Origin of the sequence: Enterobacter sp. MALB-1 (genome assembly GCF_041021625.1) — a bacterium.
In the GTDB taxonomy this organism is placed as follows: Bacteria; Pseudomonadota; Gammaproteobacteria; order Enterobacterales; family Enterobacteriaceae; genus Enterobacter; species Enterobacter oligotrophicus.
In genome coordinates, this window is sequence record NZ_JBDPJL010000001.1 from 2381876 (window position 1) to 2399376 (window position 17501).

Below are 17501 nucleotides of genomic sequence, written 5' to 3' on the forward strand. Positions count from 1 at the left end.
CATCGACCAGTTGAACTCACAGCCAACAGCGAGCATAAAATTTATTACAGTGACTTAAATTAATTTCTATTTCGCAGGTCTGTTCCATGGCATTTTTAACAACAAACTCGCCATCCCACATAGACCACTCAACCCTGCAAAAAGTAATCCTGCACCCACAAAGCCTGACAGAAGAAATAGCCTGCTATCAATGGCGTACCCCAAAACAACCCCTGTAAGAATAAGGGTGCCCGCAACAATCTGGACTTGCCTCATGACAGGCAACGGTTGCTTTTTGTCTTCAATAGTAGGGAGGCCGGCGCTCTTCCACGCATTAATACCTCCTGCCATCAGTAAAACCGGTGCAGGGCTAGCTGCTTTCGTGAGTACATGGGCATTTTGAGCTGTACGCATTCCCGTCAGGCAATGAAAAATGACAGGCTGGCGCTCTGCACTTACCACCGTTTTATCCGCTGTAATATCAGCGAGTGGAAGTGAGAGCGCATAGGGTATGTGCTCACGCAAGTATTCAGCGCGGTCTCGGATATCAATGAGCACAGCGCCTTGCTCAATAAGTCTTTGGGCCTCTTGTGGAGATACTGATTCTGATGTCATTTAAAAACCCTCAGGACAGTAAATGTCTTTCAAAGTGGAGATGATTTTTTCCACCGCATCGTTTTTGATGAAGTAGTTCACTCTTTGCGCCACTCTTTTTGACTCAACCAAACCATCTTCTTTCATTTTCGCCAGATGTTGAGAGGTTGCGGAAGGCGTAAGGCCGGTCAGTTGCCCTAACTCACCCGATGAAGTACCAGGTTTATCAATGAGAACACAAAGAATTAGCAGACGATTGCTGTTACTCATCGACTTAAGCAACGTTGTTGCCTGTGAAGCGCCTTCTTGTAATTGGAAAAGTTGAGTCTCTTTCATCTTAATTTTAGATTTATCTAAATTTAGAATACCCTAAATCAAAGAGGGTACACACGCAATCAAAAAATTTAAGGTCTCAGGATGTTTACTGTTCGCTCACAGCGGACCTTCCTGATACTTATCGCATTTCTTACAGCACTCTTTTAAATGCTACAATTTCTGCAACCATACTTTTCCTGAATAAAATGACTGATGGCTATAGCTAAATTTGAACGACCGAAACTACAACTTCCAAACGGCGCAGATAAATTGTTGTTGCACTCGTGTTGCGCCCCCTGTTCCGGTGAGGTAATGGAAGCCATCCTGGCGTCGGGCATTGATTACACCATTTACTTCTACAATCCGAACATTCATCCGCACAAAGAATATCTCATCCGTAAGGAGGAGAATATTCGTTTCGCTAAGAAACATGGTGTGCCTTTTGTCGATGCAGATTATGACACCGACAACTGGTTTGATCGCGCGAAAGGAATGGAGTGGGAGCCTGAGCGCGGCGTTCGGTGCACCATGTGCTTTGATATGCGCTTTGAGCGCACAGCGCTGTATGCCGCAGAAAATGGGTTCAGCGTGATCAGCAGTTCGCTCGGGATTTCCCGCTGGAAGAATATGCAGCAGATTAACGACTGCGGACAACGCGCTGCCTCACATTATCCGGGAATGGTGTACTGGGATTACAACTGGCGTAAACAGGGAGGGTCATCGCGCATGATTGAGATCAGCAAGCGCGAACAGTTTTACCAGCAGGAGTATTGTGGCTGCGTCTATTCACTGCGCGATACTAATATGCACCGTAAATCGCAAGGCAGGCCGCTCATCAAACTCGGTCAACTTTACTACGGTAAGGAAGATGAAGGGCAATAATACGAGAGGCGTTTATTTCCTCTACATATTCAGAAAACCCATTCGGAACATCCCGTTGATGCAGATAATTAGTGGTTGAAAATATGGCAGGAATGACGGAAGAATATGCCAATGTTGCTGAGGTTCAAATGGATTGAGAGGCAAGAAGTGGGATCGTCTGAGACAGTAAAGAAAATCGTTCTGCTGACCATTGCGGTCAGCCTGGCCGTGGGATGCGCGCCGTTACATCCTTCCGGCTGCCATAAGACCACGGCAACGGGTAATTGCAGTTCAGGACGCTGGGATGATCAGGATGAATGGGGTGCGCAAGCGCGGGCAATCAGGGCAGCAATAAATGCCAAACTTGATGATCCACAAAACTGGAAAGGGAAAAAATGCAGGTTGCATATGGAATTTTCTCAGGATGGCACGGCTTTAAAAATATCAACCAGCAACGGCAATAAAGCCTATTGCGAAGCGATCAAATCTGCAGCCCATAAAGCCAAATTCCCGGCCTTCAACAATCCGGAAGTCTATAGAGATTTTCAACAATCCGGCTTCGACATGCGCGGTTAGCTATCTAAATGTCGCCTCCTCGCTCATCGCAGTCACATAAACGCAATCAACTTCCTTTTTCATTCAGCGCCACGTCCTAGAAAATCAGCACTTCATGCCGGGACTTACCCTAAATTTTCAGCGTATCAATCACCGCTCTCAGGGCTGGCGACACGTTGCGGTGCGGATAATACAAGTACAATCCATCCATGCGCAGGCTATAGCGCTGCAACACTCTGATCAGCACTCCACGTTCTAAATCATCCGCCACCAGCTCCACCGGAACATAAGCCAGCCCCAACCCCTGCCGGGCGGCTTCGGCTTCCATATAGCTGTCAGACAGGGCCCATTGTCCTTCTGGCCGATGGGTTATTTTCTTACCGTCCTGAACGAGTTCCCACTGATAGAGACTGCCGTCGGCAAACTGATAGGCAATGCAGGGATGAGCCACTAAATCTGCAGGCGTTTGCGGGAAACCGTAGCGTCGAAAGTGATCCGGAGTGGCAACTACGGCCATCTCCATGTCGGGCGTGATGCGCACCGCGATCATGCCCTGGCCTACCTCTGGTCCCAGCCGTACACCCGCATCGAAGCGCTCAGCAATAATGTCGACAAAACGACTCTCATTCATCAGCTCCAGCCGGATGTCAGGGTAACGCTGTTTGAAAATTGCGAGCTTTGGCAGGAGGCATTTATCAATAGCGTGCTGGCTGGCATTAATGCGAACCGTGCCGGACGGTGTCTGGCGATAATGTGCCAGGGTCGCCAGACCCGTATCGAGCGCATCAAATCCCGACTCTGTTGTCTTGTAGAGCTGCTCCCCCGCGTGGGTCAGCGACAGTTTTCGCGTGGTGCGGACCAGAAGCTGGACGCCAAGCCGCTCTTCCAGCTCGCGCACCGAACGGCTGATACCGGATTGCGCCAGCCCGAGCCGTTGCGCTGCTGCAGTGAAACTGCCCTCCCGCACCACCTGCATAAACAGGTACAGCTCATTGTAGTTTTCCCGTTTCGCCATCATGGCTCCGCTATTTATAACAATATGATATGAATCTTAGCAGCTTTCGCCCTCTAATCAGCACTATTCCTGCGAACTATACTGGCCCCATCACAACAACACACGGTACCTCTTATGAAAATATTCACCCAAAAACTGATAGTTGCGATGCTGTTATGCGCATCATTAAGTGGAGTGACGACAATGAGTTATGCAGAAACAACCAACCCGAACGCGCCGGTTTCAATGGTTACCACCTGGGACAAAACCTTCGCGGAAAGTGACAAGGTTGATCACCGTAAGGTGTCATTCCAGAACCGGTACGGGATCACCCTGGTGGGCGATCTTTACCTGCCAAAAGACCGTGGAGCGCGCAAACTGGCAGCGATTGCCATAAGCGGACCGTTTGGCGCGGTTAAAGAGCAATCCAGTGGTCTTTACGCGCAAACAATGGCTGAACAAGGATTTGTGACGCTGGCATTCGACCCTTCCTACACGGGCGAAAGTGGCGGTCAACCGCGCAACGTCGCCTCTCCGGATATCAACACCGAGGACTTTAGCGCAGCGGTGGATTTCCTGGGTTTACAAAAGGAAGTCGACCGTAATCGTATCGGTATCCTCGGCATCTGCGGCTGGGGCGGCATGGCGCTGAACGCGGCCTCCATGGACACCCGCGTGAAAGCAGTCGCGACTAGCGTGATGTATGACATGAGCCGAGCAATGGGTCATGGCGTCGGCGACGGGAAAGACCGTTATTCAACAGCTGACCGCCGCGCGGTTTTACACTATCTGAACGAGCAGCGCTGGAAAGACGCCGAAAGTGGAACCGTTGCGCATGGTGGTCATGATATTTATGTCGATGAGAACGGCAAAGTGACCGCCGCTGAGCGTATTCTGCCAGAAGCACTACCGGCAAACCCGAATCCGGTGCTGAAGGAGTTCTTTGATTATTACCGGATGCCGCGAGGCTTCCATGCGCGTTCCGTTAACTCTACAGGCGCATGGACCGCGACAATGCCGTTATCATTCATGAACATGCCATTGCTGAGTTATGCCAAAGAGATCACCATCCCGACGCTTATCGTGACCGGTGAAAAAGCCCACTCCCGCTATTTTGCGGAAGATGCCTATAACGCTGTCGGCAGCAAACAGAAAGAACTGGTGATTGTCCCAGGCGCAAATCATGTCGACTTATACGACAACGTCGCCGGGAAGATCCCTTTTGCACAGTTTGAACAGTTCTTCAAAACCAGCCTGAAATAATCCTCTCAGCCACCTGTGTTTTACGGGTGGCTTCGCTTCTCGTTTTTGCGAAATCTGATTATGCCTGCATTGAGCCATACCCCACCACAGAATACCGGCCATGCGCACTGGAGCGGTATTTTTGCCATGACCTTGTGCGTATTTGTCCTGATTGCCTCTGAATTTATGCCTGTCAGCCTGCTAACCCCTCTGGCCAGCGATTTGGGTGTCCCGGAAGGGCTTGCAGGCCAGGGGATTGCCCTCTCCGGCGTGCTGGCGGTCCTGACCAGTCTGTGTCTTTCTCAGCTTGCCGGGAATATGAATCGTAAACATCTCCTGCTGGGAATGACCCTGGTAATGGCGATATCGGGGATCGTCATTGCCTTTGCATCCAGCTATCTGGTCTATATGGCAGGCCGCGCGTTAATCGGTATCGCAATTGGTGGATTTTGGTCTATGTCTGCCGCAACGGCCATTCGCCTGGTGCCTGAACATCAGGTATCCCGCGCGCTGGCGATATTCAACGGCGGCAACGCGCTGGCGACGGTGGTAGCCGCCCCGCTTGGCAGCTATCTTGGCGCAACCATCGGATGGCGCGGAGCCTTCTTGTGTCTGGTCCCGGTGGCAATAGCGGCCTTCATCTGGCAGTGTTTTAGCTTGCCTGATATGCACAGGAACCCTCACTCATCACCGCGCAGGAGCGTACTGCGGTTGTTCCATCACTCTGCGGTTTCCGTTGGTCTGACGGCCTGCGGGCTGTTCTTTATGGGGCAGTTTGCGCTGTTTACCTATGTCCGTCCGTTTCTGGAAACCGTTACATCTGTCAGCACCTCCGGCTTATCGCTGATTTTGCTGACCATCGGTATCGCCGGTTTTGTTGGCACTCTGATCGTCGCCCTGTTCCTGAACACTGTGTTTTTCCTGACGTTAATGATGATCCCATTGCTGATGGCCGCCATCGCCGGGATGTTAATCCTGGCCGGGCATAGCGTGTGGATCGTTGCTCTGCTGTTAGGTTTCTGGGGCATGCTGGCAACAGCAGCACCGACGGGATGGTGGACGTGGCTTGCGCGTGCTCTGCCAGAGGATGCCGAGGCAGGCGGCGGGTTAATGGTCGCAGTGATCCAACTCTCCATTGCGCTTGGATCAACGGCGGGCGGTATCGTATTCGACTCGCTTGGCTGGCAAAGCACGTTTGCCTTGAGTGGCATATTGCTTCTGTGTGCCGTAGTGCTGACCGGTGTCACATCGCGTCACCGGGCCAACACGCAGTAGTCTGAAGAAGGGCCACGCGCCAGGAAGGTGGGCAGCGCAATATCACTGCGCACGGAACGTCCCCCTTCCACACTCTGAATTTCATCAAAATGAATGTGACAGTGTCACTTGCCTGAATCGTCTTTAGGACTATTCTGCCTGCCCTGCAGTCAGCCCTTACTCCATAAGGCTTAACACAAGGTCTTCACTACTTTCATAAGGTTATTGATTTTTATCCTTTGCTGGAACCCTTCCCAATCCCTTGCTATAGCTCAATCACCCCTGCCGAAACATGGCATAACAACAGGCAACCGCTGGTTGCTATAATGCATGCGCACAGGGAGACACACCGCAATGCACCCATTACTTAAACGTTCGCTGCTTTTTATCGGCGCGATTATCGTGGTTCTCGCCCTCCTCATCTGGGGAATTGGACTTGAGACAATCAAAGCACGACAGGTTGACCTGATCTATCTTGGGCAACAGCATCTGATTTTGGTTTTCTCCTCCATGTTCTTTGCCCTGCTGGTCGGTATTCCGAGCGGAATTCTGCTGAGCCGTCCGGCCGCGCGCGGTATTGCCGAATATGTGATGCAAATCTTTAACGTCGGCAATACGCTGCCACCGCTTGCCGTGCTGGCGCTGGCGATGGTGGTCATCGGTATTGGTGATAAACCCGCCATTATTGCGCTCTTCCTCGCCTCGTTACTGCCGATTGTGCGTAACACCTACGCAGGGCTGTGCTCCGTCCCGCCGTCGTTACTGGAGGCCGCCAACGGCATCGGCATGACCAAATGGCAGCGTTTGCGCCAGGTCGAAATTCCCAACGCCTGGCCGGTGATGCTCTCCGGTATTCGCATCGCCACCGCCATTAACGTGGGAACCGCACCGCTGGCGTTTCTGATTGGTGCCAGCAGCTATGGCGAGCTGATTTTCCCCGGTATTTACCTGAACGACTTCCCGACGCTGATCCTGGGCGCAGCGGCCACCGCCCTGTTCGCGCTGATTCTGGATACCTTGCTGGCAGCGCTGGGTCGCGTGATGAGCCCGCATCTCGCTCGATAACAATAACAAGGAGCTTTTATGAGACTATTTTCCGGCCTGACGGCACTGTTCGCCGCCGCGCTCTTTACCAGCCAGACGCTGGCTGCCCCGCTGATTCTGGCGACCAAGAGCTTTACCGAACAGCATATTCTCTCGGCCATGACTGTGCAGTACCTGCAAAAGAAAGGGTTCCAGGTGCAGCCGCAGACCAATATTGCGACGGTCATCTCCCGTAACGCGATGATCAACAAGCAGATTGATATGACCTGGGAGTACACCGGTACGTCATTAATCATCTTTAACCACATTAACAAACGCATGTCGCCGCAGGAGTCTTACGAAACAGTAAAACGCCTGGATGCGAAGCTCGGTCTTGTATGGCTTAAGCCTGCGGATATGAACAATACCTATGCCTTTGCTATGCAGCGCAAGCGTGCCGAAGCGGAGCATATCAACACCATGTCGGAGATGGTGGCAAAAATAGAACAGATCCGCAAAACCGACCCGGACAACAACTGGTTGCTGGGTTTAGACCTGGAATTTGCCGGGCGCAGTGACGGCATGAAACCGCTGCAGGCGGCGTACAACATGGAGCTGGATCGTCCGCAGATCCGCCAGATGGACCCCGGACTGGTTTACAACGCGGTGCGCGACGGGTTCGTGGATGCCGGGCTGATCTACACCACCGATGGCCGCGTGAAGGGCTTCGACCTGAAGGTTCTGGAAGATGATAAAGGCTTCTTCCCGAGCTATGCGGTGACGCCGGTGGTACGCAAAGACACGCTGGAGGCGAATCCGGGTCTGGAAGAGGCACTCAACACGCTCTCCTCTCAGCTCAACAACGACGTTATCACCGAACTGAACAAGAAGGTGGATATCGACCATCAGTCACCGCAGCAGGTCGCCCGTGATTTCCTGCGTAGCAAACAGTTGCTGTAGGAGGCGCTATGGAGACGATTCACTACATTATTGATAACTGGGACTATCTGCTGACGCTAACGCTGCAGCATCTCTGGCTGGTAGCGCTGGCCGTGGGCTTAGCCATTATTATCGGCGTGCCGTTGGGTATTTTGATTGTTCGCCACAAATGGCTGGCAACGCCGGTGCTGGGGATTGCCACCATCGTGCTGACTATCCCATCCATTGCCCTGTTTGGGCTGATGATCCCGCTCTTTTCGCTGATCGGTCAGGGTATTGGCGCGCTACCCGCCATCACCGCCGTCTTTCTTTACTCTCTGTTACCCATTGTGCGTAACACACATACGGCACTCGACAGCCTGCCGCCGGGCCTGCGTGAGGCCGGACGCGGCATCGGCATGACCTTCTGGCAGCGTCTGCGTTGGGTTGAAATTCCAATGGCGCTTCCGGTGATTTTTGGCGGCATCCGTACCGCCGTGGTGATGAATATCGGCGTGATGGCGATTGCCGCCGTCATTGGTGCGGGCGGCCTGGGCCTGCTGCTGCTTAACGGCATTGGCGGAAGCGATATTCGCATGTTGATTGCTGGCGCGCTGATGATTTGCCTTTTAGCGATTGTGCTCGACTGGTTATTGCACCGTCTGCAGGTCGTTCTGACTCCAAAGGGGATTCGATAATGATAAAACTGGAAAACCTCACCAAACAATTTTCACAGAAGCACGGCCAGACCTTTAAGGCCGTGGACAACGTCAACCTGAACGTCCCCGAAGGGGAAATGTGCGTCCTGCTTGGTCCATCCGGCTGCGGCAAGACCACCACCCTTAAAATGATTAACCGCCTGATTACACCGAGCAGCGGAACGATCCTGATTAACGGCGAAGACACCAGCGGAATGGATACGGTGACGCTGCGCCGCAACATCGGCTACGTGATCCAACAGATTGGCCTGTTCCCGAACATGACCATTGAAGAGAACATCACCGTTGTGCCACGCATGCTGGGCTGGGATAAAGCGCGCTGTAAAACCCGTGCGGAAGAGCTGATGGATATGGTGGCGATGGACCCGCACAAGTTCCTCAGCCGCTACCCGCGCGAGATGTCTGGCGGTCAGCAGCAGCGTATTGGCGTGATCCGCGCCCTGGCGGCCGATCCTCCGGTACTGCTGATGGATGAACCCTTCGGCGCGGTCGACCCGATCAACCGTGAAGTGATCCAGAACCAGTTCCTTGAGATGCAACGCAAGCTGAAAAAAACGGTAATGCTGGTGAGCCACGATATTGATGAAGCTCTGAAACTGGGTGACCGTATCGCCGTTTTCCGCCAGGGACGCATCGTCCAGTGTGCCAGCCCGGACGAACTGCTGGCTAAACCGGCCAATGAGTTTGTTGGCTCGTTTGTCGGCCAGGACCGCACCCTGAAGCGCTTGCTGCTGGTATCGGCGGGCGACGTGACCGATCAACAGCCCACGATTACGGTTCGGGCGTCCACTCCGCTACCGGAGGCGTTTGTCACGATGGACGATAACGATATCCGCGCCATCACCGTGGTCGATGAACACGGTAAACCACTGGGCTTTGTGAAGCGTCGGGAAGCGCGTAACGCCAGCGGCGTCTGTGCCGATATCCTTCACCCGTTCCGCATGACCGGAAAGGCCGAAGACAACCTGCGCGTGGTGCTCTCCCGCCTGTATGAGAGCAACACCAGCTGGATGCCGATTGTGGATGAGGACGGGCGCTACAATGGCGAAATTTCGCAGGACTATATTGCGGAGTATTTGAGTTCTGGTCGTACACGTCGGGCGCTGAATATTCATAGTGACAGTTAATCCTTCCAGCCGGGCTCGCCCGGCTTTTTTTCGCACGCATACCTTTTGCTAACCCCGCGATTTCCCGCCACAATATTGTATCTTTCCCGTTTAATCGCGACCCATGCAACGTCTTCACGCTTACCCCGACATTCGCGCAATGTTTCGCCGCCTCCTGATCGCCACCGTTACCGGCGTGCTGGCCGCGTTAGCCGTTGCGGTATTTCGTCATGCCATGTATCTGCTCGAATGGCTGTTTCTCAGCAACGACAGCGGCAGCCTGGTTAATGCCGCCGCCGCATTAGCGCCCTGGCGACGGGCGCTAACCCCCGCGCTGGGCGGCCTGGCCGCCGGGTTATTGCTCTGGGGATGGCAACGATTTAACGCGCAACGCCCCCATGCCCCAACCGACTATATGGAAGCGCTGGAGACGGAAGATGGACAGTTTGACTACGGGGCCAGCCTGGTAAAATCACTCGCGTCACTGCTGGTGGTCGCCAGCGGGAGCGCCATCGGACGCGAAGGGGCGATGATCCTGCTTGCTGCCCTCGCCGCCTCCCTGTTCGCCCGACGCTTCACACCAAAATCGGAATGGAAATTGTGGATAGCCTGCGGAGCTGCCGCGGGGATGGCCAGCGCCTACCACGCGCCATTGGCCGGAAGCCTCTTTATCGCTGAGATCCTCTTTGGCACGCTGATGCTGGCTTCGCTCGGTCCGGTGGTGATTGCTGCGGTGGTGGCGTTACTCACAACACGTCTGCTCAGCCCCGGCGCAAACACCCTTTATCAAGTCCAGCTCAGCGAGCTCCTCACCGCAGTGGATTATTCCCTGATAGTCGGCATGGGCCTTCTGGCCGGGCTGTGCGGCCCGCTATTGATGTGGCTGATGACCTCCAGCCACTCCCTGTTTCTGCGTCTTAAACTTTCGCCGCCGTGGCAACTGGCGCTCGGTGGGCTGATTGTGGGGCTACTGTCGCTCCTGACCCCGAAAGTCTGGGGCAATGGCTATAGCGTGGTGCAGGGTTTTCTTCTCTCTCCGCCATTGCTCCCGGTGATTGCAGGAGTATTTATTTGTAAGCTGCTGGCGGTACTGGCGAGCAGTGGTTCAGGTGCGCCGGGCGGGGTATTTACGCCGACCTTGTTTGTCGGCATGGCGACAGGGATGCTGTTTGCGCAAATCGTCGCGCTGTGGTTTCCGGGTTCAGACGCGGCGATTTTGCTGGGGCTGGCCGGAATGGCGACGATGCTGGCGGCGACGACACATGCACCGATTATGTCGGCGCTGATGGTTTGTGAGATGACCGGACAGTACGTTTTACTGCCCGGTTTGCTGATTGCGTGTGTTATTGCATCGGTGCTGTCGCGGACGTTACGCCACGACTCGATCTACGGACAACATACTGCCGAAAGCAGAGAGGTCGATGTACTGCGCTAATTCACGCTGTTCAGCGCGAGGCAGATAAGGCAACTCACCAACCAAAGGCCCCGGCAGTTTTTTGCTCAGCACGTCGATAATTTCAGCGTAGTGTGCGAGGCCGGGGTTAATACGATTTGCCACCCAGCCAATCAACGGCAGGCCATCATTGGCAATGGCCTGTGCCGTCAGCAGCGCATGGTTGATGCACCCTTCCTGGATGCCGACCACCATCACCACCGGCAACTGTTCCTGCACCACCCACTCGGACAACGGACGTAAATCGTTCATCAGGCTGCGCCAGCCACCGGTGCCTTCAACAACAACGTGGTCAACCTTCTCGCCCAAGTTTGCCAGGCCGTCAGATAACAGGCTGTAGTTAATCAGACCGCTGTGGGCCACGCTACTTTCATCTTCGCTTAAAGCGATGGGATTGACGGCGTGATAAGGCAATTCCAGAGACGAGACGCTTTGCAGAACCAGAGCGTCTTTATTACGCAACCCTTCTGGCGTCTCTTTACTGCCTTTTGCGACTGGTTTGTACCCTGCAACACGCTTGCCGCTTGCCGCCAGGGCCTGCAGCAATGCGCGGGATACAACAGTCTTCCCGACAGAGGTATCAGTACCAGTTACAAAGAAACGCTTAAGCATGACTCATTCCACCTCTTGGGTATGCTTCGAAAATATAAACCAGGTAAATAATTCAGTGGAGGAAGTCTACGGGAAGCCTGCGCTACCCGGCTTGAGATAGCGCAATATTTCTTACATCTATAGAAAAGAGTTAACCCTGCAACAAGCGAATCAGTAACGAACCGTTGTACATCGCATCTTTCACCAGTGCGGCACCTGCCATTGTGCCCTGGTTGGAGAACTGGGTGCTTTCGACCACGATGTTTTTGCTGTATGCCGGAAGTGCCTGCTGGTTGATACAGGCAGAAATCGCCGGAAAGAGAATATCCGCCGCCTGGCTGAGCGGCGATCCAATCAGAATTTTTTGCGGGTTAAACAGATTCACCATGATGGCAAGAATACGCCCCACATTATTCCCGACGCCGGTAATGATGTCTTTCGCCAGCAGATCGCCCTGCCGTGCCGCGGCACATAATGAATCGACCGTTAACGGCTGGCCGTGCAGCGAGGAGCTCATCGACTGGCTGAGGCGCACCTGTGCCAGCTCCAGGATGCTCTCGACGCTGGCAATGGTCTCCAGACAACCGTGGTTCCCGCAGTAGCAGCGTTTACCATACGGGTCGACCTGAGTATGACCAATCTCCACCAGGCTGCTACTTCCGGCATGCAGCAGACGCCCGTCGGTGATGACTCCGGCTCCCACGTTGTGGTCAATCACTACCTGAATCACGTCTCGCGCACCGCGAGATGCGCCAAACAGCGCTTCGGCCATTGTCCAGGCGCTGATGTCATGCTGAATATAGACCGGCACACCGGTATGGTTTTCCAGCACGTCGCCAAGCGGCATCTCTTTAACGTCGTCATAAAACGGCATGCGGTGCACAATACCGTTTTCGGTATCGATAATGCCCGGCATGGTGATGGCAATTGCCGTTAAGCGTTCAAGACGCTGTTGATGGCGAATAAAGAACTGATCGATATGGGTGAGAATGGTCTCCAGCAGAGGCTGCTCCGCATCAAGCGGCAGCTCCAGACGGTCTTCCACCACCAGCTTGCTGCTGAGATCGCGCAGGGCCAGGAAGATTTCGCCGCGACTGATGCGCAGCGACAGGTAGTGCCATGCTTCGGTTTCCACCACCAGCCCGACCGCCGGACGGCCACGGCTGCCCGGTTCCTGAATTTCCGTCTCCTGCACCAGGTGGGCTTCCAGCATCTCGCGAACAATCTTGGTGATACTGGCGGGTGCCAGTTGTGCCAGGCGCGAAAGATCGATACGCGAAACCGGACCAAGTTGATCAATCAGGCGATAAACCGCGCCTGCGTTGGTCTGCTTAATCTGATCAATATGCCCTGGCTGACTATCAGCAACCACCTCGTACTCCCTTATTTTCGAGCTTCGAAATAAACTGTGGGCTATGGTGAATCACTTCACCAGGCGGCGTCAAATATTTACTTAGCCATGTGATTTACTGCACATTATTACCCACACTTCCCTATAAATACCGCTTTGCAGCGACGGTGATAAGCTGCTTTTTGAAACGCTGTGCCGCATGACTCATTTCGCGATGCTTTGACCACACCAGCCACATTTCTGACACGGCATCGTCTTCGGCAATCGTCACCCAGCGCATCTCCCGCAATTGTACCCGTTTAAAGGAGGCGGGAAGAACAGAAACGCCCAGTCCTGCCGCCACCAGCCCAATAATGGTCATGGCTTCACCCACTTCCTGGGTAATGACGGGCGCGAGATCGTAACGGCGCATCAGGCCCAGTATATCGTCATACAACCCGGTGCCAACCTGCGGATCAAAAAAGACAAAGGGTTCTTTTGCCAGCTCCGCCAGCGTGACCACAGGCTGTGCCGCTAGCGGGTGGTCGCGGGGGATCATCGCCAGCAACGGTTCGCGCAAAATCACCTCCCACGCCAGCGTATCAGGCAGTTGCGTGTTGCGCATCAACCCCAGGTCAAGCGCCCCTTCATTGAGCGGTGATATTTGCTCACGGGTATTAATTTCGCGGGTCTGAATATGCACATCCGGAAAGTGACGGCGAAACGACGACAGGGTTTCCGAGACCGCACTGATAAACGGTGCCGACGAGGTAAAACCAATGCGCAATTCACCGGTTTCCCCCAGATAGAGCCGCTCTGCTCTTGCTGCCGCGTCATCCACCATACTCAGGATCTGGCGGCTGTCGGCAAGAAACTGCTTACCCGCCGCCGTCAGGCTTACGCTGCGGTTGGTTCGCGCCAGCAGACGCGCCCCAACCTGCTGCTCGAGGATCTGAATTTGCTGGCTCAGCGGCGGCTGGGAGATGTTCAGGCGTGCCGCTGCGCGACCAAAATGCAACTCTTCTGCCACTGCAATAAAATAGCGTAAATGACGCAGTTCGATATTCATATCTTTAAAGTATCATTCGAGATTATTAATATATTAGACAGAATATTTACATTTTCCTACCCTGATCGTGTGGTCATACCCGTCACCAGAAATCACGGGGATGTTTAAGCAAGGAACATGTGTGAGTCGTACAACTACCATCGATATTACTCCGGCAAATGATATTGATGATTTACCTGTCGCATCGCAGCCGGTGCAGTTTATTAAACGTGGTACTCCCCAATTTATGCGCGTCACGCTGGCGCTCTTCTCAGCGGGCCTGGCGACCTTCGCCCTGCTCTACTGCGTTCAGCCGATCCTGCCTGTCTTGTCTCATGAATTTGGCGTATCGCCTGCCAGCAGCAGTATTTCGCTCTCCATTTCTACCGGGATGCTGGCGATTGGCCTGTTGTTCACCGGGCCACTCTCCGACGCCATTGGCCGCAAGCAGGTGATGGTTACCGCGTTGATGCTGGCGTCTGTCTGTACGCTGCTCTCCACCATGATGACCAGCTGGCACGGCATTTTGATGATGCGCGCGCTGATTGGGCTATCGCTAAGCGGTGTGGCCGCCGTTGGGATGACCTATCTCAGTGAAGAGATCCACCCGAGCTTTGTGGCCTTCTCGATGGGACTGTATATCAGCGGGAACTCTATCGGCGGGATGAGCGGTCGCCTTCTGAGCGGCGTATTTACCGACTTCTTTAACTGGCGTATTGCGCTGGCGGTGATTGGTCTTTTCGCCCTCGCCTCTGCGCTCATGTTCTGGAAAATTCTGCCGGAATCCCGCCATTTCCGCCCCACATCCCTGCGTCCGAAAACGCTGTTTATTAACTTTCGTCTGCACTGGCGTGACAAAGGGTTGCCGCGGTTGTTCCTGGCCGGTTTCCTGCTGATGGGCTCGTTCGTTACGCTGTTTAACTACATTGGCTACCGTCTGATGCTTTCACCATGGCATATGAGCCAGGCGGTTGTGGGCCTGCTCTCCGTCGCGTATCTCACCGGAACATGGAGTTCGCCAAAAGCCGGGGCAATGACCGCGCGCTATGGTCGCGGCCCGGTCATGGTGGTCTCCACGGCGGTGATGCTGCTCGGCCTGCTGATGACGCTGTTTTCCTCCCTGTGGCTGATTTTTGCCGGGATGCTGCTCTTCTCTGCGGGCTTTTTCGCCGCGCATTCGGTCGCCAGTAGCTGGATTGGCCCGCGCGCACGTCGCGCCAAAGGACAGGCATCGTCCCTGTATCTCTTTAGTTACTATCTCGGCTCAAGCATCGCCGGGACGCTCGGCGGCGTGTTCTGGCATAACTACGGCTGGAACGGCGTGGGTGGGTTTATCGCGCTGATGCTGTGTGCGGCGCTGCTGGTGGGGGCTAGTTTGCATAAACGTCTGCATTAACATTCTGCGGCCTTCGTGTTTAAATCGAGCCGATGCTAATTTTTGTCATCGGCTGATTCAGACACGAGGGCTTCATGAAAAACAACTACCAACAACTCACCCGCACCTTCCAGCGCCTCTCCCGTTTCTCCCACCTCTCCTCCATCGCCAGCTGGGATATGTTTACCATGATGCCACCAGGCGGCAGCGCCGCGCGCGGTGAAGCGCTGGCCGAGATGAGCGTCCTGCAACACCAGATCCTGACCGATAAAAAAGTGGGCGAATGGCTGGCGGCGGCGGCGAGTGAAGACCTGAACGATGTTGAACAGGCCAACCTGCGTGAAATGACGCGCCACTACCAGCAGGCCACGTTACTGCCGGAATCGCTGGTAGAAGCCAAATCGCTGGCGGGCAGCAAATGCGAACACGCCTGGCGTACCCAGCGCCCGGCCAACGACTGGCACGGTTTTTCCGCCAATCTGAAAGAGGTGGTCAAACTCAGCCGCGAAGAAGCTCGCCTGCGCGCCGACGCTAAAGGCTGTAGCCCTTACGACGCGCTGCTCGATATTTTCGAGCCGGACATGACCAGTGAACGTCTGGATGTGCTGTTCGGTGACATGAAAACCTGGCTGCCGGATCTGCTGGCGAACGTCGTGGAAAAACAGGCTCAGCAGTCGTTCGTGCCGCCACAGGGTCCCTTCCCGACGGCAACACAGCGCGAGCTGGGGCTTGAAGCCATGAAAATGCTCGGCTTCGATTTTAACGGTGGCCGCCTGGACGTTAGCGCACATCCATTCTGCGGCGGCGTGCCGGAAGATGTGCGTATCACCACGCGTTACGATGAAAACGAACTGCTCAGCGCCCTGTTTGGCGTCATCCACGAAACAGGTCATGCCCGCTACGAGCAAAACCTGCCGCGTGCATGGGCGGGTCAACCTGTCGCACTGGCACGTTCAACGGCAATCCACGAATCCCAGAGCCTGTTCTTTGAGATGCAGCTCGGACGCAGTAATGCCTTCCTCAGGCACCTTCTCCCGGCCGTTCATGCCCGTTTTGGCAGCCAAGCGGCCTTCAGCGAAGAGAACTTTATCGCCTGGAACCAGCGCGTAAAACCAGGTTATATCCGTGTCGATGCGGATGAAGTGAGCTATCCGGCACACGTCGTGCTGCGCTATGAGATTGAACGCGCATTGATCAATGGCGACATTGAGGTCGACGATATTCCGGCGCTGTGGGATGAGAAAATGCAGGCCTGGCTTGGTTTGTCCACCAAAGACAACTACCGCAACGGCTGTATGCAGGATATCCACTGGACCGACGGCGGCTTCGGTTACTTCCCGTCGTACACGCTGGGCGCAATGTATGCCGCGCAGCTGTTCCATGCGGCCAAAACCGCGCTGCCGGGACTGCAGGACGCCATTGCTGAGGGCGATTTCTCCGCGCTGTTTGACTGGCTGCGCCAGAATATCTGGCAACACGGCAGCCGGTTTAGCACGTCGCAATTAATTACCCAGGCGACCGGGGAAGATCTGAATATCCGTTATTTCCGCGAACATCTGACCTCCCGATACCTGTAAGTACGCGTGCCGGGGAAAATCCCCGGCGTTGTACAAACGGTTACACGCCGATACCAATCACTCACGGAAACCCCGAATTTACAGGGATATAGTTATTTCAACGGCCCCGCAGTGGGGTTAAATGAAAAACCAAATTCGAGGGTATGAACATGAAAAAAGTATTAGCTCTGGTTGTTGCCGCTGCTATGGGCCTGTCTTCTGCTGCGTTCGCTGCTGAAACTACCGCAGCACCAGCCACCACGACCACTACCGCACCAGCCAAAGCGGTACACCATAAGAAACATCACAAAGCAGCGAAACCTGCTGCAGAGCAAAAAGCCCAGGCGGCGAAAAAGCACCACAAAAAAGCGGCGAAACCCGCTGCAGAGCAGAAAGCCCAGGCGGCGAAAAAGCATCACAAAAAAGCAGTAAAACACGAAGCGGCTAAACCTGCTGCACAGCCAGCGGCATAAGTCGTAATCGCTTAACCGTGCCTATACGGGCACGTTGCTAAACCGGCGCTGAACCCTCCAGTTCCGCGCCGTTTTTTTATCCGGAGGGCGTATGCTGCGGCGCTATCGGTTTGAG

Annotated in this window: 18 protein-coding genes; 12 read left to right on the top strand and 6 right to left on the bottom strand. The window is 54.5% G+C overall.

Translation table 11 applies throughout. The features are described from left to right. Positions 1-66: 66 nt before the first annotated feature. Positions 67-594 carry a rhodanese family protein gene (locus ABGB15_RS11340; protein WP_215723264.1) on the bottom strand — a complete coding sequence of 176 codons (528 nt, stop codon included), beginning with the start codon at positions 592-594 and terminating at the stop codon, positions 67-69. Further along, entirely contained in the window at positions 595-909 is a 315-nt protein-coding gene (locus ABGB15_RS11345) for a helix-turn-helix transcriptional regulator (protein WP_152080987.1), read from the bottom strand. A 192-nt stretch (positions 910-1101) separates the two neighbouring features. Between ABGB15_RS11345 and ABGB15_RS11350 the strand changes: the two genes are divergently transcribed. Beyond that, a complete protein-coding gene (locus tag ABGB15_RS11350; protein ID WP_215723263.1) occupies positions 1102-1770 on the top strand; it encodes an epoxyqueuosine reductase QueH in 669 nt (222 codons plus the stop codon). Positions 1771-1881: 111 nt separating this feature from the next. Next, positions 1882-2325 carry a cell envelope integrity TolA C-terminal domain-containing protein gene (locus ABGB15_RS11355; protein WP_215723274.1) on the top strand — a complete coding sequence of 148 codons (444 nt, stop codon included), beginning with the start codon at positions 1882-1884 and terminating at the stop codon, positions 2323-2325. Between the two features lie 109 nt (positions 2326-2434). Here ABGB15_RS11355 and ABGB15_RS11360 read toward each other — a convergent pair whose 3' ends face one another. Further along, positions 2435-3319, bottom strand: coding sequence for a LysR family transcriptional regulator (locus tag ABGB15_RS11360; RefSeq protein WP_215723273.1), 885 nt, complete (start codon positions 3317-3319; stop codon positions 2435-2437). Between the two features lie 114 nt (positions 3320-3433). On the opposite strand from ABGB15_RS11360, the gene ABGB15_RS11365 reads away from it, so the two are divergent. The 7 genes from ABGB15_RS11365 to clcB all read left to right on the top strand — a co-directional run bounded on the left by ABGB15_RS11365 (position 3434) and on the right by clcB (position 10995). Next, a complete protein-coding gene (locus ABGB15_RS11365; RefSeq protein WP_215723262.1) occupies positions 3434-4561 on the top strand; it encodes an alpha/beta hydrolase in 1128 nt (375 codons plus the stop codon). A 60-nt stretch (positions 4562-4621) separates the two neighbouring features. After that, positions 4622-5815: an MFS transporter gene (locus tag ABGB15_RS11370; protein ID WP_313327110.1), complete on the top strand. Its 1194-nt coding sequence runs from the start codon at positions 4622-4624 to the stop codon at positions 5813-5815. 333 nt (positions 5816-6148) lie between these two features. Continuing rightward, positions 6149-6859: an osmoprotectant ABC transporter permease OsmY gene (osmY, locus tag ABGB15_RS11375; RefSeq protein ID WP_152080983.1), complete on the top strand. Its 711-nt coding sequence runs from the start codon at positions 6149-6151 to the stop codon at positions 6857-6859. An 18-nt stretch (positions 6860-6877) separates the two neighbouring features. Then, entirely contained in the window at positions 6878-7777 is a 900-nt protein-coding gene (gene osmX, locus ABGB15_RS11380; RefSeq protein ID WP_215723261.1) for an osmoprotectant ABC transporter substrate-binding protein OsmX, read from the top strand. An 8-nt stretch (positions 7778-7785) separates the two neighbouring features. Continuing rightward, complete coding sequence (gene osmW / locus ABGB15_RS11385; protein WP_152080981.1) at positions 7786-8433, top strand: osmoprotectant ABC transporter permease OsmW; 648 nt, start codon at positions 7786-7788, stop codon at positions 8431-8433. Then, the gene (gene osmV, locus ABGB15_RS11390) at positions 8433-9581 is read left to right on the top strand and encodes an osmoprotectant ABC transporter ATP-binding protein OsmV (protein ID WP_152080980.1); all 1149 of its coding nucleotides are present in this window, start codon (positions 8433-8435) and stop codon (positions 9579-9581) included. The genes osmW and osmV overlap by 1 nt, the downstream gene beginning before the upstream one ends. Before the next feature lie 103 nt (positions 9582-9684). Next, positions 9685-10995, top strand: coding sequence for a voltage-gated ClC-type chloride channel ClcB (gene clcB / locus ABGB15_RS11395; protein ID WP_215723260.1), 1311 nt, complete (start codon positions 9685-9687; stop codon positions 10993-10995). Here clcB and bioD read toward each other — a convergent pair. From bioD to ABGB15_RS11410, 3 genes are all read right to left on the bottom strand, one after another. Further along, positions 10930-11625, bottom strand: a complete 696-nt coding sequence (bioD, locus tag ABGB15_RS11400) for a dethiobiotin synthase (protein ID WP_152080978.1) — start codon at positions 11623-11625, stop codon at positions 10930-10932. The genes clcB and bioD overlap by 66 nt on opposite strands. Before the next feature lie 130 nt (positions 11626-11755). Then, positions 11756-12976 carry a sugar metabolism global transcriptional regulator Mlc gene (gene mlc / locus ABGB15_RS11405; protein WP_152080977.1) on the bottom strand — a complete coding sequence of 407 codons (1221 nt, stop codon included), beginning with the start codon at positions 12974-12976 and terminating at the stop codon, positions 11756-11758. 121 nt (positions 12977-13097) lie between these two features. Further along, positions 13098-14003 (bottom strand): LysR family transcriptional regulator, encoded by a 906-nt coding sequence (locus tag ABGB15_RS11410; protein ID WP_215723259.1) that lies wholly within the window; start codon positions 14001-14003, stop codon positions 13098-13100. Positions 14004-14124: 121 nt separating this feature from the next. Between ABGB15_RS11410 and ABGB15_RS11415 the strand changes: the two genes are divergently transcribed. From ABGB15_RS11415 to asr, 3 genes are all read left to right on the top strand, one after another. Next, positions 14125-15378 (top strand): MFS transporter, encoded by a 1254-nt coding sequence (locus ABGB15_RS11415; protein WP_215723258.1) that lies wholly within the window; start codon positions 14125-14127, stop codon positions 15376-15378. 74 nt (positions 15379-15452) lie between these two features. Next, positions 15453-16934, top strand: coding sequence for a carboxypeptidase M32 (locus tag ABGB15_RS11420; RefSeq protein WP_215723257.1), 1482 nt, complete (start codon positions 15453-15455; stop codon positions 16932-16934). A gap of 149 nt (positions 16935-17083) precedes the next feature. Continuing rightward, a complete protein-coding gene (asr, locus tag ABGB15_RS11425; RefSeq protein WP_152080972.1) occupies positions 17084-17386 on the top strand; it encodes an acid resistance repetitive basic protein Asr in 303 nt (100 codons plus the stop codon). The last annotated feature ends 115 nt before the right edge of the window (positions 17387-17501 follow it).